This is a genomic window from uncultured Maribacter sp. (genome assembly GCF_947500405.1).
In the GTDB taxonomy this organism is placed as follows: Bacteria; Bacteroidota; Bacteroidia; order Flavobacteriales; family Flavobacteriaceae; genus Maribacter_B.
This window is the reverse complement of the sequence record NZ_CANMRY010000009.1, coordinates 158,870-178,523: the sequence shown is the minus strand read 5'-3', so window position 1 is coordinate 178,523 and position 19,654 is coordinate 158,870. Positions and strand designations below refer to the sequence as shown.

Genomic DNA, 19,654 nt, shown 5'->3' with positions numbered 1-19,654 from the left:
ACTCATTACTCATTACTCATTACTCATTACTCATTACTCATTACTCATTACTCATTACTCATTACTCATTACTCATTACTCATTTAGAATACCCCAGCCTTTAAATTTAGACCTTCGTTTTCATTAAACCCAAACATTAAATTCATGTTCTGTACTGCTTGGCCAGATGCTCCTTTTAAAAGGTTGTCTATGGCAGAAGTAACCAATAAAGTATTGCCATGTTTATGTAAATGAATATGACATTGATTGGTATTTACAACTTGCTTTAAGTTTATAGGCTCTTCAGAAATTTGCGTAAAAAGTGCATCTTTATAAAAATTACTAAAAATAACTTTGGCACTTTCTAAATCGCCATCATATTTAGTATAAACCGTTGCTAAAATTCCTCTTGTAAAGTTCCCTCTATTTGGAAGAAAAAAAAGTTCGCCTACATTTTCTTGTAAACTCGCTAGGCTTTCTCCTATTTCTCCTAAATGCTGATGCGTAAAAGGTTTATACCAAGACACATTATTATTTCTCCAGCTAAAATGCGATGTTGCCGATGGGCTTACGCCTGCACCTGTACTACCGGTAACAGCGTTTATATGTACATCTTTACTTAGTTTGTTTTCTTTTGCTAGTGGTAATAATGCTAGTTGTATTGCAGTTGCAAAACAACCTGGGTTAGCAATATTTTTTGCTTTCTGAATTTCCGATTTTCTTAATTCTGGAAGTCCATAAACAAAAGTTCTGTCGTTTAAAGTCTCATCTGCATTTAATCTAAAATCATTACTTAAATCTATAATCTTGGTATCTTTAGAAAACGCATGCGCATTTAAAAACTTGGTAGAATTACCATGTCCTAAACAAAGGAACACTAAATCTGCATTTAGATTTACATCGCCTGTAAAGGCCAAATCGGTAACACCCAATAAATCGCCATGAGCACTGGTAATTTTTTTACCAGCTCTTGTGGTACTATACACAAAATCTATTTCTGCTTGCGGGTGGTTTAATAAAATTCTAATGAGTTCTCCACCAGTATAACCAGAACCACCAATAATTCCTACTTTAATCATTTTCTTGATTTACGTGGTTATAAATTTTACCAGAGTTAGAAAGTATTTTAATAAAACCTTTAGCATCATCTGCTGTCCAACCTTTATTTACTTCCCCATATTTACCAAAAGCATCGGTCATTAAATCGTGTTTAGAAGCTATTCCGTTTAATCTAAACTGGAAAGGGTAAAGGCTTAAGAAAACATCCCCAGAAACATTCTTTTGCGTATCTGTAAGGAAAGCTTCAATATTTCGCATTACTTCATCTAAATAATTGCCTTCATGTAATAACATTCCGTAGAAGTTGCCTTGCTGTTCTTTTTGGTATTGTTGCCATTTGCTTAACGTATGTTTCTCTAGTAAATGGTGTGCTTTTATTATAATTAATGCAGCGGCAGCTTCAAAACCAACTCTACCTTTTGTGCCAATAATGGTGTCTCCAACATGTATGTCTCTTCCAATAGCATACTTAGAAGCCATAGCTTCTAGCTTTTCTATATTAGCAACTGGGTTATCTTTAGCACCATCAATTGCAACTAATTCTCCTTTTTCAAAAGTTAGTTTTACATCTGTAGGTTCTTTTTCTTGTAACTGACTAGGGTATGCGTTATCTGGCAATGCTTTTTCAGAAGTTAGCGTTTCTTCACCACCAACAGATGTTCCCCAAAGACCTCTGTTTATAGAGTATTTTGCTTTTTCCCAAGAATAGTCTACACCGTTTTCTTTTAGATATTTTATTTCTGCTTCCCTAGATAGTTTATTGTCTCTAATTGGCGTAATAATTTCTATTTCTGGAGCAATAATTTGAAAAATCATATCAAATCTAACCTGATCATTACCAGCTCCAGTACTACCGTGCGCTATATAATTTGCACCAATTTTTTTAGCATAATTTACAATCTCAATGGCTTGGACAATACGCTCCGCGCTAACAGAAAGAGGGTACGTATTGTTTTTTAATACATTTCCAAAAATTAAATATTTAACTACCTTATCATAGAAGGTTTGTACGGCATCTAAAGATGTATAACTAGTAGCTCCTAAATCTATAGCTTTAGAATTAATAGTAGCAATTTCTTCTTTAGAAAAACCACCTGTATTTACACTTACAGCATGTACTTCAAATCCTTTGTCTTTTGATAAATATTTTGCACAATATGATGTATCTAAACCTCCACTATATGCTAAAACTAATTTTTTCATTTGTATTATTTATTTTTACTTAAAAAGCAATTTTGTTAACTTTTGTTATGCCTATTAATAATTTTTTTAAACTGTTCTAATTTTCTTTTAAAATAAGGATTAACATAATATTTATACTTGTATTCATCTCTTAACTTCCCAATTTCTTCCAATGTTTCTATTAATTCAGGAGATATTTCTGCTAAAGTAATATGTTTCATTCCTAATAATTCATTATTACGGTGTACAGTAGGTTCTTGTGCAATGGAAATAAGAAAATTTTCTTGGTGCTTTTGCGTTAAATTATTCATTAGTAACAAGCCTAAATGATTATTTCTATGTTCCGGATGTACCCATAATGAAGAACGTTCGTACACATAATGGTTACGAACCTCATGCCTATGCGCAAAAATATGACCGCAAATTTCTTCGTCTTTTATTAGTAAATAACACCCATTTTTAAGTCTTTGTTGTATCATTTCTTTACTAGCAAAGTAAAGTGTGGGAGTTGCCTGTGATCTTTCCGAAATAGTATTAATTAATTCCTGAGAAATTTCATAAGTAAATACAACTTCTAAGCCTTGCTGCAAACAATAGGTGTTGGCATGAGAAATGGCTTGTTTAAAGTCTTTTTTTATTGCTTTTTCCATTGTAATAGGTGTTAAGAACTTACGATTTGTGATAATTAAATTTTAGTAGAATCCTTAACGAATTATTTTAATGTTTTTTATAAAATTATTTGATGTATTTATTTTGAGATTTATATAGCACGCATTATTTTATCAATGTTTCTATTTGTAAGTGCAATTTATATTAGGCACTTGCATTACTAAAAATAAATAATCTATTGTTTTGAGAAGGGAAATGGACTCACCTATTTCCATAAATATAACGCACCCCTACGGGCGGCGGCGAGTGGGAACAAAAGAACATGCTGGAACAGTTGTCCAGATGTTTGTATATGTATGTGCTTTTGTTTTCATTAGACACCAAATGTACAAATTATACTGAAATAACAATACGAACTGTTTAATTTTTACAAAAAAGGCGCTTTTTGTTACGTTGTGTTATTAATTCGTAAAGGATTATTGCAAAAACAGAACTATATTCAATGAAAAGAAACCATAAATTCTCCTTAAAATCTGGTTGACCATATGCCCAATAGCTTAAAATTACTGCTGAAGACCAGACTACTGCGTATTTGTAATTTGTAAAAAGGGTTAAAAGGGTTAAAAAGATAATATACCAAGGATGCACGGTTGTAGAGATAAAATAATAGATGGTTAATATAAATAACATGGAAGAAATAAGGGTGTTTAAATTCTTATTATCTCTTAAAAATGTAAAAAGCAGTACTATACTAATGGTTATAATGGGGGTTATTTTTCCATACGCTTTAATAAGTTCCCAGGGTTTAGCATCAAAAAATGAAATTGCAGTATGTTTTATAATATTATAGATGCTGGCATTAAACTCAAAATTAGAGAACCAAAGACCAACAGTTTCTGAATAGTTTGCTATAAATTCTGAAGAATAAAAAGGTGCTAAAAGAATAGTTGTAGTAATGCCAACTATGGTGTAAAACGAAACACTTTTTTTTAATTTAAAATGTGTTAAGAAAAGTGGTAAAAAAAGTAGAGGAACTAATTTTGTTAGTATGGAAAGTGCATACACTACGGCACTAGTTTTCCACTTGTCTATAGATAATAAGTATAATGACCAGATAAAGAAAAAGAGCATTACACCTTCAAAATGTAAATTACCAGTAAGTTCTATAAGTACTAACGGGTTTAAAAAATACCAAAATATTAGATGTGGCGAGCGGTTAAGGTTTTTTAAAAGTTTACGTCCAAAATAAACAATACCAATATCTGCAAGAATAATACTAATTCTCATTATAGTTATAGAACCTAATATTGTTTTACCACCGAGTAAAGAAGCTAAAGCAAATATAAGTTGATTTAAAGGGGGGTAGTTGCTATAAAATTTAGGACTTAAATCTCCCATGCCATTATAGAGTTCTTGCGCATTTGCAATTGGTAAATCTTTTTGCTCTATAAGTACCTTAGGAAGGTATAAATATGGATTCTTAAAATTATTTAGTAGCTCTCCGTCCCATATAAAGCGATAAAAATCTTGGGATAAATTAGGTTCAGCAAAGAGAAATACCAATCTAAAAAGAATACCGACACCTAATAGAAATTTAAAATTCCATTTTTGGAATTGTATAATTTTATAACAGAGAAAAAATAATGCAATACAGAGCGTAAGAAGTTTTATAAAATTTTCTCTTTGCAAGTTGTAAGCAAACAATGCATATAAAGCAATGCTTGCTAGGACAAGTAATATAGAATATTTATGTAGTTTCCAATGGGAAGTTAGTTGCCTCCACATACGTAAGTTGGTTTACTGCAATATACGAATAACCAATAATACAGATTGTTTTTTTAATTAGGTTTTGGAAATGTATTTTTAAAATTAAAAACACTAGTACTTGCTCCATTTTTTTGAAGCTCGGCAAGCTTTTCTACTGCTTCTTCCACAGAAGGATATTTTCCTTCTGGAATCCACCACATTGCAGTACTTACATTACCATAATTTTTAAACCACTCTTTGCGTCTTCTTAAAAAATCACTGTGTACTGTTTTATAAACATAATTACCTAAAGCCTCTACATTTTCCCAGACAGAAATGTTTATAATAATTTGAACATCATTAAAAGGGTTTAGGTTAGTGGCATTATTAGAATCATCTTTTAATCGCCAAATAAAACCGGCACTATTTTCTGCAAGGGTATTTATAGTGTCTAAATTGTCTACAAACTCTTTCATTATAGGGTCCTCTATAGTTACTCCTTTAATTCTTGCAACATTTATTTCTGCTAATTGATATTTCATTCTATAGTATTGTTTTAAGAAGCTTTAATAGTTCTAAAAGTTAAATTAATTCTAGGGGTAAATACTTTTTTTGTTGGAGGTAATCTGTGTAACCAATTTTTTTGGGTTGTTCCTTTCATTGCTAATAAGCTGCCTTTTTCTAGGACAATACTAATTTTTTGTTTGGTTTCTTTATGTTTAAAAAGGAATTTTCTTTCGGCTCCAAAACTAAGAGATGCTATGGTGCCATTTTTCTTTAAATCTTTTTCTCCATCGCTGTGCCATGCCATACCTTCTTCTCCACTATGGTAAAGGTTTAATAAGCAAGAATTATAGGTTTCTCCAGTCTTATTTTCAACAAGATTTTTTAGCTCTAAAAGTTCTTTTGTCCAAGGGATGGAAATTTTTGTGTTGTTAGAATAGGTGTATTCAAATGATTTTTCGGCATACCAAGCCACTTTACGTTTTGTAAAAATTTGTTTTCCAAAAATTATAGCTTCATCTGGTTTCCATTCTATGGTATTTAAAAGAATGTCATAATAATATAGACATTTAGAAAGGTCTAAAATAGTACCATAATAAAGTACTTCGCCATCAAAAGGTAAAATGTTTGGTGTTTCTTCTGTATTAAATAAATCCATCTTGTATAAAGATATACAAGATATTAAAATAAGAGCACTATTTTAAATTATGCTCTAGCGGTAAGCGATTTAAAAAACACGTATCCAAAACCTAGAAATAGCATAAAATGAAAAGGGAAAAGACCAAAATCATTTAACGGTACAGCACTATACATTCCAAAAAGGAAGTATAACATAAGGGCTGCTTCTAATATCATGTTCGGAGAAAGTTTTTTGGTTAGGTATTTATTGCCTTTCCAACTATCTGTAATATTATTAAGGTTAAACTTTGGAGTACGTACAAACTCACTTCTTTTACCCATGTGGCCTTCTAAAACAGCAATAGAATTATGTAAAGAGAACCCTAATGCTATAGAGAAAAAGGTGAAAAATAGTTTTATATAATCTATAAAATTATCAAAACTACTGCCTTGAATACTTTTATAGGTAAACCAATAGCAGATAAATAGAATTATAGTACTTACAATAAAGAAACTTGTAACTTCAAAAACCCAACCTAAGTGACCATAACTGTTTTTAATATACAGCATAGGAATACTTAGTAAAGCAACTATAAAAACGCATAAAAACATAGAGCTATTAAGCAAATGCATTACGCCATGAAATTTAGTTTTAAAAGGTATGTTTTTAGAAGAAATAACACTTGTAACAGTTTTTCTGAAATTTTCTGCTCCACCTTTGTTCCATCTAAATTGTTGGGAACGAGCAGCACTAATAACTACAGGTAATTCTGCAGGAGTTTCTACATCTTCTAAATATTTAAACTTCCAGTTTTTTAATTGCGCTCTATAGCTTAAATCTAAATCTTCGGTTAAGGTGTCTCCTTCCCAGTTACCAGCATCTAGAATACATTCTTTACGCCAAATACCAGCAGTACCATTAAAGTTAATAAAGTGTCCTTTGGCATTACGCCCAACTTGTTCTAACGTAAAGTGAGCATCTAAAGCAAAAGCTTGTATACGCGTTAAGGTAGAGTAGTTTCTGTTTATATGACCCCAACGCGTTTGCACAACACCAATTTCTTGGTCTTTAAAATAGATGACCGTCTTTTTTAACCAGTCTGAATCTGGTAAAAAATCGGCATCAAAAATTGCAATAAACTCTCCTTTTGCAATTTCTAAACCTTCTTTTAAAGCACCTGCTTTAAAACCTTTTCTATTTTCTCTTCTTATGTGTTTTATGTCTAAACCACTAGCTTGTAGTTTTTTTATATGCTTTGCAGTGTCATGAACAGACTCGTCCGTAGAGTCATCTAAAACCTGAATTTCTAATTTACTTTTAGGATATTCTAACTTAGCAATATTTTCTAACAATCTATCCATTACATATTCCTCATTATAAACAGGAAGTTGTATGGTAACAAACGGAATTTCTTTTGGGTCTAAAAGGTTATATTTTGGAGCGGTTTGGTTTCTCCTTTTATAGCCTAAATAATTTACTAATAGGTTAAGCTGAGCTAAACTATAGAAGAATATCAGCAATAACGCAATGCTGTAAATACCAATAATGATGTAAGCAATAGTTAGTCCCATTTTATTTGATGCTATATTTAAATATCCAACCTAATATTTTTATGCCCGCAAATATACTACCTTTTACTGTTCCAGACACTTTTGAGATACCAATTCTTTTTTTGTAACGCACTGGTACTTCGATATATGCTATTTTCTTTTTTAGAGCTTTTAATTGCATTTCTACGGTCCAACCATAGGTTTTATCTTCCATGTTTAAAGATAACAATGTATGGTACTCTATTGCTCTAAACGGCCCTAAGTCTGTAAATGTTGCCCTAAAAAACAACTTCATTAAACTGGTTGCTAGCCAATTACCAAAGATTTGCTGCGGTGTCATGCTACCATCTTCTCTTAATTCTTTTACTCTGGCACCTATTACAAAATTTACTTTTTTATCTATAATTGGTTGTATTATTTTAGTGAGTTCTTCTGGGTAATCAGAATAATCACCATCTATAAATACAATTATATCTGGTTTGTTGAGTTGTTTGCTAACATAATTCATGCCTGCTAAACAAGCATAACCGTATCCCATTTTGGTTTCTGTTAAAACCGTAGCTCCAGCATTTTTAGCATTTTCTACGGTATTGTCTGTAGAATTATTGTTAACAACAATAACTTCAGAGACTAAAGATGGTATTTCTTTTATTACATGTGCAATAGAATCTGCTTCATTAAAAGCAGGGATAATAACTTTTACATTGGCCATTAATACAAATCAGATAATTTATTTTCTTTTTTAAAACTAGAAAAGCTAGTCCACTCTTTTATTCTTTTACCATTGGAGTATCTTACGGCAGCGGTTATTTTTTTGTTCTTATACTTTAAGCAGTAACCATTTTTTACACCATTAGTAAGCTGGCACTTATGCACAATAGCTCCTTTAGAATTATAAAAAAGCCACCATTTAATCATTTGTCCGTTTTTATAATTTCCTTCTTTAATACGAACATTATGTTTGTTATAAAAATACCAGTAGTCTTCTTTTTTGCCATTATAATAATGTCCCTGTTCAGAAACTACACTATTTTCATGATAAAATTTCCAATATCCTGTTTTTATATTGTTTTTAAGCCAACCTTCAGACTTTATTTTTCCTGTTTTATAAAATTCCTTATGATAAGTAGCGTATTCTTTTTCTTTTAGATTAAGAAAAAGGCAAAGAATAGCCATCATGGGTATTTTAAAAATCATTTTATTTTTTATTAACTAATTCCATTAAATCTACATCATTCCCTAATAATACTTCGGTAGGGTTAATACGTCCTTCTTCTGGTCCGTTTTCTAGTTTTAACACACCTCTTGGACATACAGCGGAACATACACCACAACCTACGCAACTAGAACGCACAATGTTTTCTCCTTTTTGAGCGTAAGCTCTAACATCTATACCTTGTTCACAATAGGTAGAACAATTACCGCAAGAAATACATTGACCACCATTGGTTGTTATTCTAAAACGCGATTTAAAGCGTTGTACAAAACCTAAATAGGCAGCTAATGGGCAACCAAATCTGCACCAAACTCTATTTCCAAAAATAGGGTAAAAACCGGTTCCAATTACACCAGCAAAGATAGCTCCTATTAAAAAGCTGTAGGTATTCATTATACTTTGAACTTTAATACCTAGTACAGTTCCGGTTTCTGCAAAAAAGCCATATAATGTAAATCCGGTCATAACTAATGCAAAAAGTAATACACCATGAATTAACCAACGCTCTACTTTCCATGAAAATAAAGATTTACTGGAGTGTTGGCGGTATGGGTCTCCTAGAGTTTCTGCTAGTCCGCCACAACCACAAACCCATGAGCAGTACCATCTTTTTCCAAAAAAGTATACCATTACAGGAACAATAACTACAGTTAGTAAAATTCCCCAAACAAGAATAAATAAACCTAAACCACCGCTTGAAATAAGCTCTTTTAAGTTCCAACTGAAAAAGAAGTCATAATCTAATGGGAATGCATTTTTAAAATCGTAGCCTTTGGAGTAAGACAATTGTAACCTTACCATGATTTCAGGTATTAAAAAAGCAAATACAATTTGAAAGAACAAAACCGATGTTGTTCTTACTATTTGGTACATATTATGACGGTATTTTATGTACATACGAATTGCCATAACGGTCATAACCACACAATACATAAAGCCATAAACAAACCAGTGCCCAGCTAAATTTCCGCTTAAGAACTGGCTTATTGGGTCTACCAAATACGTCCAGTTTACGGCATACTCTGATTTAAAGTATAAGACAAGGTAAAAACTTACCAGGAATATAAATACCAACCAAGCAATCCATCCTTTATTAGTAGAACTTTGGTGATATATATGGTCGTTTTTAATCCCTTTTTTTCCTAAGGTAACTACTTGCGGAAGAATAAACATGAGAGCTCCAATAATACCTAAGCCAAAGGTTAAGAACCACATTAACCCTTTATTTTCTGGTATAAATCCGTAGCCAGATTTTTTCCGGATAGCAGTTGCAAAATCATCACTTCCCGCATATACTTTTTTACCCCATTCTTTGTTTTTTGAATGTACCGTGTTAGCATCATTAATAGTAGTTTCTACTATTGGGGCTAGCGAAGTTATTCCTGAAAAATCTTTACCAACAATTTTGCTTTTAAGATTTTGTATAAAAATTTCACTTTTAATGCCTTGATCCGTAATTAATACCTCAAAGTTTTTTTCATCAAGTTTAAAATTGCCTAAAAAAGGGAGGGCGGCAAAAATCCCGAATCCTACTAAAAAGATGGTTATCCCTATATTTTGTATTGTTTTCATCATTATGCTCTTGCTTTAGACGTTGCGAAAATTCTTTTCCAACTTTTTTTCTTTGGAGTTATGTTTGTTCCGTTTTCTTGATTGTATTTTGCCAGTATTTCTTTTTCATAATGGGCATAAAATTCTGGGTCAAAATGGGCATCTTTAAGATACTCTAAAACGTATTCTATACTTTTGTTTTCGGTTAGCCAACGGTCAAAAATGTTATGGCGCATACGAATTCCAAAAGTGTTTATTCCTAAAAATGCTTTGGTATCTTTATGATAAGCAATGGTTACACAAATTTTCTCTTTCGCATGCCTCCAATGAAAGTGTTTTTCTTCTTCACTTTTACTTCGTTCGCTAAATACCCAGCCGTAAGTTTGGTATTCTAAGTCTAAAAATTTGGCAGAGTTAAACCAGTGTCCAGGCTTGTATTCTGTAGGATTACCACATATAGTCTGCGCAAGAGTTTCTCCCATCATTCTTCCGGTGTACCAAACAGCTTCTATAGGTCTACGGTTACCAATTGCTTGGTGCTGTTCTGCACAATCTCCAATGGCATAAATATTAGGAATGTTAGTTTCTAATAGCCTATTAACTTTAACACCACGACCCAGTTCTATACCAGAATCTTTAAGGAAATTAATGTTAGGAGAAACACCAGCTGTTAAACCAACTACAGAACACTCTATTGTATCTCCTTTGTCTGTTACAATAGCTTTAGCATTACCATTTTCATCTGCCAAAATTTCAACTAAATTAGTTTCTAAGCGTAAATCTATATGGTGTTCTAGTATGTGCTCATTTATCATTTGTGATTCTCCATTCGGAAGTACTCCGTTCCAAAAACTACTTTCACGAACCAAAAATGTAACAGGAATATCTCTACTGCGCAGCATTTCGGCCATTTCTATCCCAATTAAACCGCCACCAACAATAACAGCTCTTTTACATACCTCTTTATTAGGAGCATTTTTTTCTAAAGTATCTAAATCTTGTTTAGAATATAAGCCTTGGACACCCCCTAAATTTTGCCCTGGCCACCCAAATTTGTTAGGTTTAGAACCAGTAGCTATAATTAATTTGTCGTAAACAATATCAGTACTGTTTTCTATTTTGAGGATATTGTTTTTGTGGTCTATAGTCTTTACATATCCTTTCACTAAATCTATCCTATTCTTTTTCCAAAACCAATTTTCATACGGCTGCGTATGTTCAAATTTCATGTGACCCATATACACATACATAAGAGCAGTTCTAGAGAAAAAATAATCTGTCTCTGCAGATATAATAGTAATTTTCTTATCAGATAATTTTCGAATATGGCGAGCAGCTGTTATACCAGAAATACCGTTACCTATAATGACTATATGTTCCATAAATTTAATTAGTTATTAGGTTTAGGTCGAAGTTAATTATAAAAACTTAATTAAATTTTTAATTTTTTTTTCGTGATAACTGTGTGATACTTTTGAAGTTCCTTTGGCATCAGAAAGAAAAAAAAATGCTTTGTTAAGTTTTTAAAATATACACGACATAGCATATGTGAATTGTATTTAAAACGTAAATAATACAATTCGTTTTATAGTTTATCGATATTATTTATAAAAATTTTCTTTCAAAAAATTAAACAATTAAAAATATAATTATGAAAAAAATAGTGATACTAATATTACTTGGGTTTATAGGGCCAATTGGCATTGCTCAAAGTACAGGAGAATTTATTAATAAAGCAGACGCTTTTCTTGGTAAGCACGTTAAAAATGGTAAAGTTGCATACTCTAATATTAAAGAAAATACTGCAGAATTAGATGCTATATTGCAGTTGGCTCAAGAAATAAAAGTAGAAAAGAGTAATGCCAAAGAATATCAAGCCTTTTGGATAAACGGTTATAATTTAACTGTAATTAAGAGTATAGTAGATAACTACCCTATTAAATCGCCATTAAACAAAGCAGGTTTTTTTGATAAGATAAAACATAATATAGGAGGTAAAAATATTACGCTTAATGATATTGAAAATAAACTATTGAGAGGTAATTTTCCAAACGAACCTCGTTTTCATTTTGTTCTTGTTTGCGCAGGTTTAGGCTGCCCACCAATAATAAACACTGCTTATAAGCCAAGCACTTTAGAGAAACAATTACAGGTGCAAACAGTTGCAGCATTAAATGATACTAAGTTTATACAGGTAAATAAAAACAAAGTAAAAATTTCTCAAATATTTGAGTGGTATAAAGGAGATTTTACTAAAAATGGATCCTTAGTAGAATATATTAATACATACAAAAAAGAAAAATTACCAATGAAAGCTAAGGTGTCTTATTATCCTTATGACTGGACGTTAAATGATTTGAAATAAAAAACAACCTAAAAAAAATATAATGAAATCAATAAAAAAATATATAGTTGCATCAGCAGTTCTTTTAGCAACTAGTGTAAGTTTTGCTCAAGAAGAAATGGAAGATAAAAAAATGATGTCTTCTGAACCAGAACAAGAAAAAAGTAATATTCAACAATACACACCATCTAAATTAATAGGAAAGGGACAGGTAGATATTAAATGGTTCAATAATTTATATACGCAAACAAAAAGTACTTTTTCTGATGGAAAAGAACCAAGACAAAGTTTTTTTACATCTACTTTAGAGGCGTATACGGGAGTTGGTGAGAATAAAAGATGGAATGTTGGAGCAATTTTTGAATTCCGTTCTAATGTTATAGGGGATAGAGGTGCGTTAGATGTTTTTAAATTTGATGGAGAAGATACTACAGCCCGCTCTGGATTAACTTCTATAGCGCCATCTGTAAAATTTGTGCCTTTTAAATCGGTTAGTAATTTTAGTATTCAAAGTTCCTTCTTTATTCCTCTAGTAGATAATGAAACCGAAAATGGAGTTTTTCTAGATCAAAAAGGATATACTTGGCAAAATAGATTTTTTTATGATTATACATTTCCTGGAGATAAATGGCAGTTATTTACAGAGTTAAACTCCGAGTTAAATTTTGGAGATAAAGAAGAAAGTTTTGCAAACAATAGTTTGAACCTTACACCAGGAGTGTTTTTAAGTTATTTTCCAAGCTCTAAATTTACAGTTTTGGCATTAGTGCAACACTCACAGCGCATAGATTTAGGAAATAATTTTACACAAGATTTTACAGCTGTAGGTGGTGGTGTTAAGTACCAGTTAACAAATGCTTTAAACTTAGAAGCTTTGTATACAAATTTTTTAAGAGGAAATAATACAGGTTTAGGACAAACTTTTAATTTAGGACTTAGAGTTATCTTATAGAGAAAAATAATTACTGTATTTTAGGAGTCTTAATTACTTTAAATGAAAAAATTAGGACTCCTTTTTTTATTGTTGCAATTTTCTTGTGCCAGTCAAAAAAACATAAAAATTAACGGAGTTAGTTTTGTAGCTTCTAGAGAGCGGGTAACACAAGAACATGTAAGTAATGTTTTAAATGTTAATGCAAATCATGCTGCAATAATGCCATTTGGTTTTATTAGAGATATAAATTCTCCTGAAATTATTTTTAATACCGATAGACAATGGTTTGGAGAAACAAAAAAAGGGGCAAAGCAATATATAGAGCTTTTACATAAGAATAAGATTAATGTAATGCTAAAGCCACAAATTTGGATTTGGCGAGGCGAATTTACAGGAACCTTAAAAATGAAAACAGAAGAAGATTGGTTTGCTTTAGAAAAATCTTATGAGAAATTTATAATTACGTATGCTAAGTTGGCTCAAGAAAGTAAAACAGATTTACTATGTATAGGTACAGAGTTAGAGCAATTTGTTGTTAACAGACCAGAATATTGGAAGCAGTTAATTATAAAAATTAGAAGCATTTACAAAGGGAAATTAACCTATGCTGCTAATTGGGATGAATACCCCAAAGTTCCTTTTTGGAAAGAATTAGATTTTATAGGAATAGATGCATATTTTCCATTGTCAGAATCCAAAACTCCATCTGTTGAAGAATTGAAAGAAGGGTGGCAACCTTGGAAAAGCAAAATGAGGGTTATTTCTAAAGAAAATAATAAGCCTATAATTTTTACGGAGTATGGGTATAGAAGTGTGGATTATAATGCTAAAAAACCATGGACAGTAGACCGTACTAATGAGGCTGTTAATTTAAAAGCACAAGCCAATGCTATAGAGGTTATATTTAGTGAGTTTTGGGAAGAAAAATGGTTTGCAGGCGGGTACGTTTGGAAATGGTTTATAGACCATGAAAGTAGTGGAGGAGAAAAGGATAATAGGTTTACACCCCAAAACAAACCAGCCGATAAAATAATAAAGAGTTTTTATAAGAATAATTAAAATGAAAAATTATATTCTTTTTATATGCTGTATTTTGTTCGTTAGTTGTTCTGAAGATTTAGAAGAAACTAAAGAAACATTACAAAGCAACATAGACGGCAAAAATATTGTTGTAGATAATGTAATTGCCTGTGCAGCTAGTGGCAAAAATGAATCTAAAGTTAGCATATTTTTATACCCTAGACCTGGAGCTACCAATATTCAATGTTACGCAACAGCCACAGAAGATTTTGATAAAAATAATTATAGAAATTATACAAAAGTTAATGCATCATTATCTAATGTATTTAATGGTTACTTAATGAAGTTTGATGTAGATTTTGATTCTGAAAAATGGGTTATTGTAACGTTTGATGAAGAAGATAAAACGCACTTGTGTAACCCAATTAGGTTAAAACAATTTACAAAACCTACAGAGTATTTAGTAGATAATGTTACTATAGATGCCAGTACCCAAATGCCTAATTTTATATGGGAAGATGGGATTTTTTTAGATACTAAAATATATTTTCAAGTAATATCAAACGCTCAAAATAATCTTTTGTCTGGTACCTATACCTATGAAAAGCAGTTTGTGTATTATAATTTAGATAATGTAATTTTAAATGTAACCAGAGATAATCCACCAGAATTAAATAACAATACCAATTATAACTTTACATTAATGGGTGTGAGTGAAGATAATTGGGTAAATTTATTTTCAGAAAAAACTTTTACCACACAATTTTAAAAAATGTACAAAAGTATTCTTGTTCTAGTATTAATTTTAGCGGTAGCAATAGGTAGTGCTCAAGAAGAGAAATTTACAATATCTAAAATAGAAATTACAGGAGCAAAGAGAACTAAGACCTCTTTTGTAAAGAACCTAATAAAAATAAAGGAAGGTGTAGTTTTAGACTCTGCTCAATTAGTATCAGACATTGCACATTTAAAAAGATTAGCATTTATTGCAAATGCAACATTCAAAGTAACTAAAAATATAGATAATACCTGTGAGGTAAATTACCATTTAGAAGAGAATATAACTTTAATTCCGTTTGCTAATTTGTTTAGTTCCTCTAATGATGATTTTGCTTTTAGAGTTGGTTTGCAAGAGTTTAATTTATTTGGTCGTGGTGTTACCCTAGGAGGTTTTTATCAATATGATATTTTTAATTCTTATGGGGTTAATGTTAGAGCACCTTATTTGTTTAGTACTAAATTTGGTTTAGCATTTAGTTATAAAGACTTAACTACACAAGAGCCTGTTTTTTTTGATAACGATACCGCAGATTATAAGTATAATAATAAAGGAGCAGAACTTTTAGGATTATATCAAATAAACTTTAAAAACAGAGTAGAGCTTGGTTTTAGTCTGTTTACAGAAGATTATAATTATATTTCTGGAGCAACAAACACCTCAGTTCCGCAAGCATTAAAGGTAGATAAGCATTTATTTAAGCTTATTTATAATTACTCAGATATAGATTATCATTACCAATATTTATCTGGTTTTAGGAGTAACCTTAATTTTCAATACGTTGGTAGTACAAACGAAAATTTACCAGAGTTTTTAATAGGCTTTAATGATTTTGCTTTCTACAAAAGAATTAAAGAAAAAGGAAATTGGGCTAGTAGAGTTCGTTTAGGATTGGCAACAAATGTAAATACTCCTTTTGCGCCATTTACAGTAGATAATAATATAAATATAAGAGGAGTAGGTAATACTATAGATCGTGGTACAGCAGCAATTATAATTAATACAGAATACAGGCATACTTTAATAGATAAAGATTGGTTTGTTCTGCAGAGTAATGTATTTATAGACGGTGGTTCTTGGAGAAACCCTGGAGGAAATTTTGGAGATTTTGGTGATGACCAAAATTTGAGAATATACCCAGGAGTAGGATTGCGTTTTATGCATAAAAAAATATTTAATGCTATTTTTAGGATAGATTATGGTTACGGTATTACTAAAAATGCATCTAGAGGTTTAGTTTTTGGTATTGGTCAGTATTTTTAATAGGAATAAAAATTTAATTACTTTTTTTAAAACCTGTAGCACATTTAAAAAAGTTATATAATTTTGATGCAGAACTTTAAAAAGTTAGGCATCATTTTTGAATCCTTTTTTTATATGAAATTTATCTCTCTTTCTTTTTTTAAAAACGTAATAACACTTGTTTTTCTATTCCTCTCTTTTAATGTTACGGCTCAAAAAGATTCTTTAGAGACTGTTATTGCAGAAAAAGGAGAAGGTATTTATGCCTTGTTACGAAAAAAAGGAGTTAACCCTTATGAAACTTTTGATGCTTTTGTAGCACTTAATATAGATAATATTAGAGATAGTATTCATGTATATGAAGGGCGTACGTATAAAATACCTAATGTAGAAGAAAAGGTAAAAGTACAAGAGCCAAAAAAAGCAATACCTAATGTTGCGCCAAATGCAGGAAAAGGATATGGTATTTTTGGAAAAAAGTATAGAAAAGTACCCATTAAAAGTAGCAAATTAAAAAATGCCGTTTTTTATTTAGTTGCAGGTCATGGAGGGCCAGACCCAGGGGCTATGGCAACGTATGCAGGAAAGCCTATTGCAGAAGATGAATATGCTTATGATATAACTTTAAGGTTGGCAAGAGAATTAATTTCGCATGGAGCACTTGTTTATATTATTATAAGAGATAATAATGATGGAATAAGAGATAAGCGTATTTTAAAAATAGACCATGATGAGGTCGCGTACCAAAATAAAGTTATTCCGCTAAACCAACTTGCTAGATTAAAACAGCGTGTAGATATTGTAAATGAATTATACGCAAAGCACAAAGGACAATACCAGCGTTTAATTGTTACACATGTAGATAGTAGAAGTAAAGGTCAGAATATAGATGTTTTCTTTTACCACCATGAAAAAAGTAAAAGTGGTAAAAATTTAGCAGAAAATATTCATAAAACTTTTCAGAAAAAGTATAAGAAGTATCAGCCAAATAGAACCTACTCAGGTACTTTTGAGCACAGAACAGAACTTTACTTGGTAAGAAAAACATGGCCAGCAATGACCTTTATAGAAATTGGTAATATTAGAAATAAGAAAGACCAAAAAAGAATTTTAGAACCAGATAATAGGCAAGCCCTTGCTAAATGGATAAGTGAAGGGGCTATTTTAGATTTCCAAAAAAGATAATAAATACTAGATTTTAAGAAGGTAAAATAACCTTTTTAATATAGAATTAGTGTCTCTAATAAAATTAGTTAACTCAGTTAACTAATTTTTAAGTATTTTTATTGTAGTTATATTTTATATAAAAAGATAGAAGTAAAAAATAAACCTAAGAAATATGGCCAACTATCGTATCACTATTGATAAGGAAGAAATTATAATTGATAAACAGGCAGTAGAAAAAATAGATATAAGTAGTATTAATGATACTCATTTTCATGTATTAAAAAATACAAAATCTTATAATGTAGAGTTAATTAGTTCTAATTTTTTAGAAAAGGAAGTAACTATTGCTTTAAACGGGAACACACATGTTCTTAAAATAGAAGATAGTTATGACCAAATGGTTAAAGAAATGGGATTGTTTTCTAATGCTTCTCAAAAATTAAACAATGTAAAAGCACCAATGCCAGGTCTTATTATAGATATTCTTGTAAAAGTAGGGCAAAAAATAAAAGAAGGCACACCACTATTAATTCTATCTGCAATGAAGATGGAAAATATAATCTTATCGCAGGGAGAAGGTACTATAACATCTATAGGTGTTAAAAAAGAGGATGCTGTAGATAAAGGTCAAATAATAATTGAGGTAGAATAATATAGTTAGATGAAAAAAATAGTAATAGCTAACCGTGGAGAAATAGCATTGCGTATTATGAAAACTGCCCAAAAAATGGGTATTAAAACCGTTGCAGTATATTCAGATGTAGACCGTAATTCGCCTCATGTAAAATTTGCAGATGAAGCAGTTCTTTTAGGAGCAGCACCATCATCAGAGTCTTACTTAGTAATGGAGAAAATTATTAATGCAGCAAAGACTACTGGAGCACAAGGAATTCACCCAGGTTATGGGTTTTTAAGTGAAAATGCTGTTTTTGCGCAAAAGGTAAAAGATAACGGACTAACCTTTATTGGCCCCAAACCTCATGCTATAAAAGTAATGGGTAATAAATTAGCAGCTAAAGAAGCAGTAAGGGATTATAATATTCCAATGGTTCCAGGTATAGAAGAGGCCATTACAGATATAGATTTAGCTAAGAAAATAGCAAAACAAATAGGTTTTCCTATACTCATAAAAGCATCTGCTGGTGGTGGCGGTAAGGGTATGCGTGTTGTAGAAACACTAGAAGAGCTTCCAGAACAAATGGAAAGAGCCATTAGTGAAGCTGTTGCTTCTTTTGGAGACGGAGCCGTTTTTATAGAAAAATATGTAACCTCACCAAGGCATATAGAAATTCAAGTATTAGCAGATAATCATGGAAATGTTGTGCATTTATTTGAAAGAGAATGTAGTGTACAACGTAGACACCAAAAAGTGGTAGAAGAAGCACCATCTATAGTATTAACTCCTGAAATTAGAAAAGAAATGGGAGAAGCTGCTATAAAAGTGGCAAAAGCCTGTGATTATGTTGGTGCAGGTACTGTAGAGTTTCTTTTAGATGGTGATAAGAATTTTTATTTCTTAGAAATGAATACTAGGTTACAGGTAGAGCATCCTGTAACAGAGTTAATTTCAGGACTAGATTTGGTAGAACAACAAATTAAAGTAGCTCGTAATCAAGAGTTAGAGTTTAAACAAGAAGACCTTAGTATAAATGGTCATGCGTTAGAAATTAGAGTTTATGCAGAAGATCCATTAGACAATTTTATGCCAAGTATAGGAACCTTAGAAACATATATAATACCAACAGCAGATGGTGTTCGTGTAGATGATGGTTTTGAGCAAGGCATGCCAGTTCCTATTTACTATGATCCAATGTTATCTAAGTTAATTACTTACGGTAAAAATAGAGACGAAGCAATACAGTTAATGATTAAAGCAATAGAAGGGTATAAGATAGAAGGGGTTTCTACCACCTTACCTTTTGGGAAATTTGTGTGCGAGCATGAAGCTTTTAAATCTGGTGATTTTGATACTCATTTTGTAAAAAAATATTATAATCCAGAAAGCTTAGAAAAAGAATTCTCTAAAGAGAGAGAAGTAGCTGCCGAAGTTGGTTTGTGGTTATATCTAGAAAATCAAAAAAAGATTAAAACAAGTAAAGTACTAGCATCTAACTGGAAAAAAAATAGAATCTAGTTTTTCTAAAGAAAGGTAAA

The 19,654-nt window shown here is 31.2% G+C and carries 19 protein-coding genes; 8 read left to right on the top strand and 11 right to left on the bottom strand.

The genetic code is table 11. From position 1 onward, the window contains the following. Window positions 1–83: 83 nt before the first annotated feature. The 11 genes from argC to Q0945_RS13160 form a co-directional block, all read right to left on the bottom strand. Window positions 84–1,058, bottom strand: coding sequence for an N-acetyl-gamma-glutamyl-phosphate reductase (gene argC / locus Q0945_RS13210; protein WP_299435335.1), 975 nt, complete (start codon window positions 1,056–1,058; stop codon window positions 84–86). Next, complete coding sequence (locus Q0945_RS13205) at window positions 1,051–2,241, bottom strand: argininosuccinate synthase domain-containing protein (RefSeq protein WP_299435333.1); 1,191 nt, start codon at window positions 2,239–2,241, stop codon at window positions 1,051–1,053. The genes argC and Q0945_RS13205 overlap by 8 nt, the downstream gene beginning before the upstream one ends. 35 nt (window positions 2,242–2,276) lie before the next feature. After that, window positions 2,277–2,870 carry a GNAT family N-acetyltransferase gene (locus Q0945_RS13200; protein WP_299435331.1) on the bottom strand — a complete coding sequence of 198 codons (594 nt, stop codon included), beginning with the start codon at window positions 2,868–2,870 and terminating at the stop codon, window positions 2,277–2,279. 379 nt (window positions 2,871–3,249) lie between these two features. Continuing rightward, complete coding sequence (locus Q0945_RS13195) at window positions 3,250–4,392, bottom strand: mannosyltransferase (RefSeq protein WP_366136423.1); 1,143 nt, start codon at window positions 4,390–4,392, stop codon at window positions 3,250–3,252. Between the two features lie 275 nt (window positions 4,393–4,667). Continuing rightward, a complete protein-coding gene (locus tag Q0945_RS13190) occupies window positions 4,668–5,117 on the bottom strand; it encodes a DUF3291 domain-containing protein (RefSeq protein WP_299435327.1) in 450 nt (149 codons plus the stop codon). A gap of 14 nt (window positions 5,118–5,131) precedes the next feature. Next, window positions 5,132–5,737: an alpha-ketoglutarate-dependent dioxygenase AlkB gene (locus Q0945_RS13185; RefSeq protein WP_299435325.1), complete on the bottom strand. Its 606-nt coding sequence runs from the start codon at window positions 5,735–5,737 to the stop codon at window positions 5,132–5,134. A gap of 47 nt (window positions 5,738–5,784) precedes the next feature. Next, on the bottom strand, window positions 5,785–7,269 hold the full coding sequence (locus tag Q0945_RS13180; RefSeq protein WP_299435323.1) for a cellulose synthase family protein: 1,485 nt from the start codon (window positions 7,267–7,269) through the stop codon (window positions 5,785–5,787). A 1-nt stretch (window position 7,270) separates the two neighbouring features. Then, complete coding sequence (locus Q0945_RS13175; protein ID WP_299435321.1) at window positions 7,271–7,960, bottom strand: glycosyltransferase family 2 protein; 690 nt, start codon at window positions 7,958–7,960, stop codon at window positions 7,271–7,273. Continuing rightward, entirely contained in the window at window positions 7,960–8,445 is a 486-nt protein-coding gene (locus Q0945_RS13170; protein WP_299435319.1) for a hypothetical protein, read from the bottom strand. Before Q0945_RS13170 ends, Q0945_RS13175 begins: the two co-directional genes overlap by 1 nt. Before the next feature lies 1 nt (window position 8,446). Next, window positions 8,447–10,036 (bottom strand): 4Fe-4S binding protein, encoded by a 1,590-nt coding sequence (locus Q0945_RS13165; RefSeq protein ID WP_299435341.1) that lies wholly within the window; start codon window positions 10,034–10,036, stop codon window positions 8,447–8,449. Between the two features lie 2 nt (window positions 10,037–10,038). Continuing rightward, the gene (locus tag Q0945_RS13160) at window positions 10,039–11,397 is read right to left on the bottom strand and encodes an FAD/NAD(P)-binding oxidoreductase (RefSeq protein WP_299435317.1); all 1,359 of its coding nucleotides are present in this window, start codon (window positions 11,395–11,397) and stop codon (window positions 10,039–10,041) included. A 269-nt stretch (window positions 11,398–11,666) separates the two neighbouring features. Between Q0945_RS13160 and Q0945_RS13155 the strand changes: the two genes are divergently transcribed. The 8 genes from Q0945_RS13155 (at window position 11,667) to Q0945_RS13120 (ending at window position 19,634) form a co-directional block, all read left to right on the top strand. After that, window positions 11,667–12,380, top strand: coding sequence for a DUF547 domain-containing protein (locus tag Q0945_RS13155; protein ID WP_299435315.1), 714 nt, complete (start codon window positions 11,667–11,669; stop codon window positions 12,378–12,380). Between the two features lie 22 nt (window positions 12,381–12,402). Next, a complete protein-coding gene (locus Q0945_RS13150) occupies window positions 12,403–13,311 on the top strand; it encodes a hypothetical protein (protein WP_299435314.1) in 909 nt (302 codons plus the stop codon). 42 nt (window positions 13,312–13,353) lie between these two features. After that, complete coding sequence (locus Q0945_RS13145; RefSeq protein WP_299435312.1) at window positions 13,354–14,352, top strand: glycoside hydrolase; 999 nt, start codon at window positions 13,354–13,356, stop codon at window positions 14,350–14,352. A gap of 1 nt (window position 14,353) precedes the next feature. Beyond that, window positions 14,354–15,082 carry a hypothetical protein gene (locus Q0945_RS13140; RefSeq protein WP_299435310.1) on the top strand — a complete coding sequence of 243 codons (729 nt, stop codon included), beginning with the start codon at window positions 14,354–14,356 and terminating at the stop codon, window positions 15,080–15,082. Window positions 15,083–15,085: 3 nt separating this feature from the next. Then, window positions 15,086–16,354, top strand: a complete 1,269-nt coding sequence (locus Q0945_RS13135; protein ID WP_299435308.1) for a POTRA domain-containing protein — start codon at window positions 15,086–15,088, stop codon at window positions 16,352–16,354. A 114-nt stretch (window positions 16,355–16,468) separates the two neighbouring features. Beyond that, window positions 16,469–17,518 carry an N-acetylmuramoyl-L-alanine amidase gene (locus Q0945_RS13130; RefSeq protein WP_299435306.1) on the top strand — a complete coding sequence of 350 codons (1,050 nt, stop codon included), beginning with the start codon at window positions 16,469–16,471 and terminating at the stop codon, window positions 17,516–17,518. A gap of 154 nt (window positions 17,519–17,672) precedes the next feature. Continuing rightward, window positions 17,673–18,152, top strand: a complete 480-nt coding sequence (locus Q0945_RS13125; protein WP_299435304.1) for an acetyl-CoA carboxylase biotin carboxyl carrier protein subunit — start codon at window positions 17,673–17,675, stop codon at window positions 18,150–18,152. A 9-nt stretch (window positions 18,153–18,161) separates the two neighbouring features. After that, window positions 18,162–19,634 (top strand): acetyl-CoA carboxylase biotin carboxylase subunit, encoded by a 1,473-nt coding sequence (locus Q0945_RS13120; protein WP_299435302.1) that lies wholly within the window; start codon window positions 18,162–18,164, stop codon window positions 19,632–19,634. Window positions 19,635–19,654 lie beyond the last annotated feature (20 nt).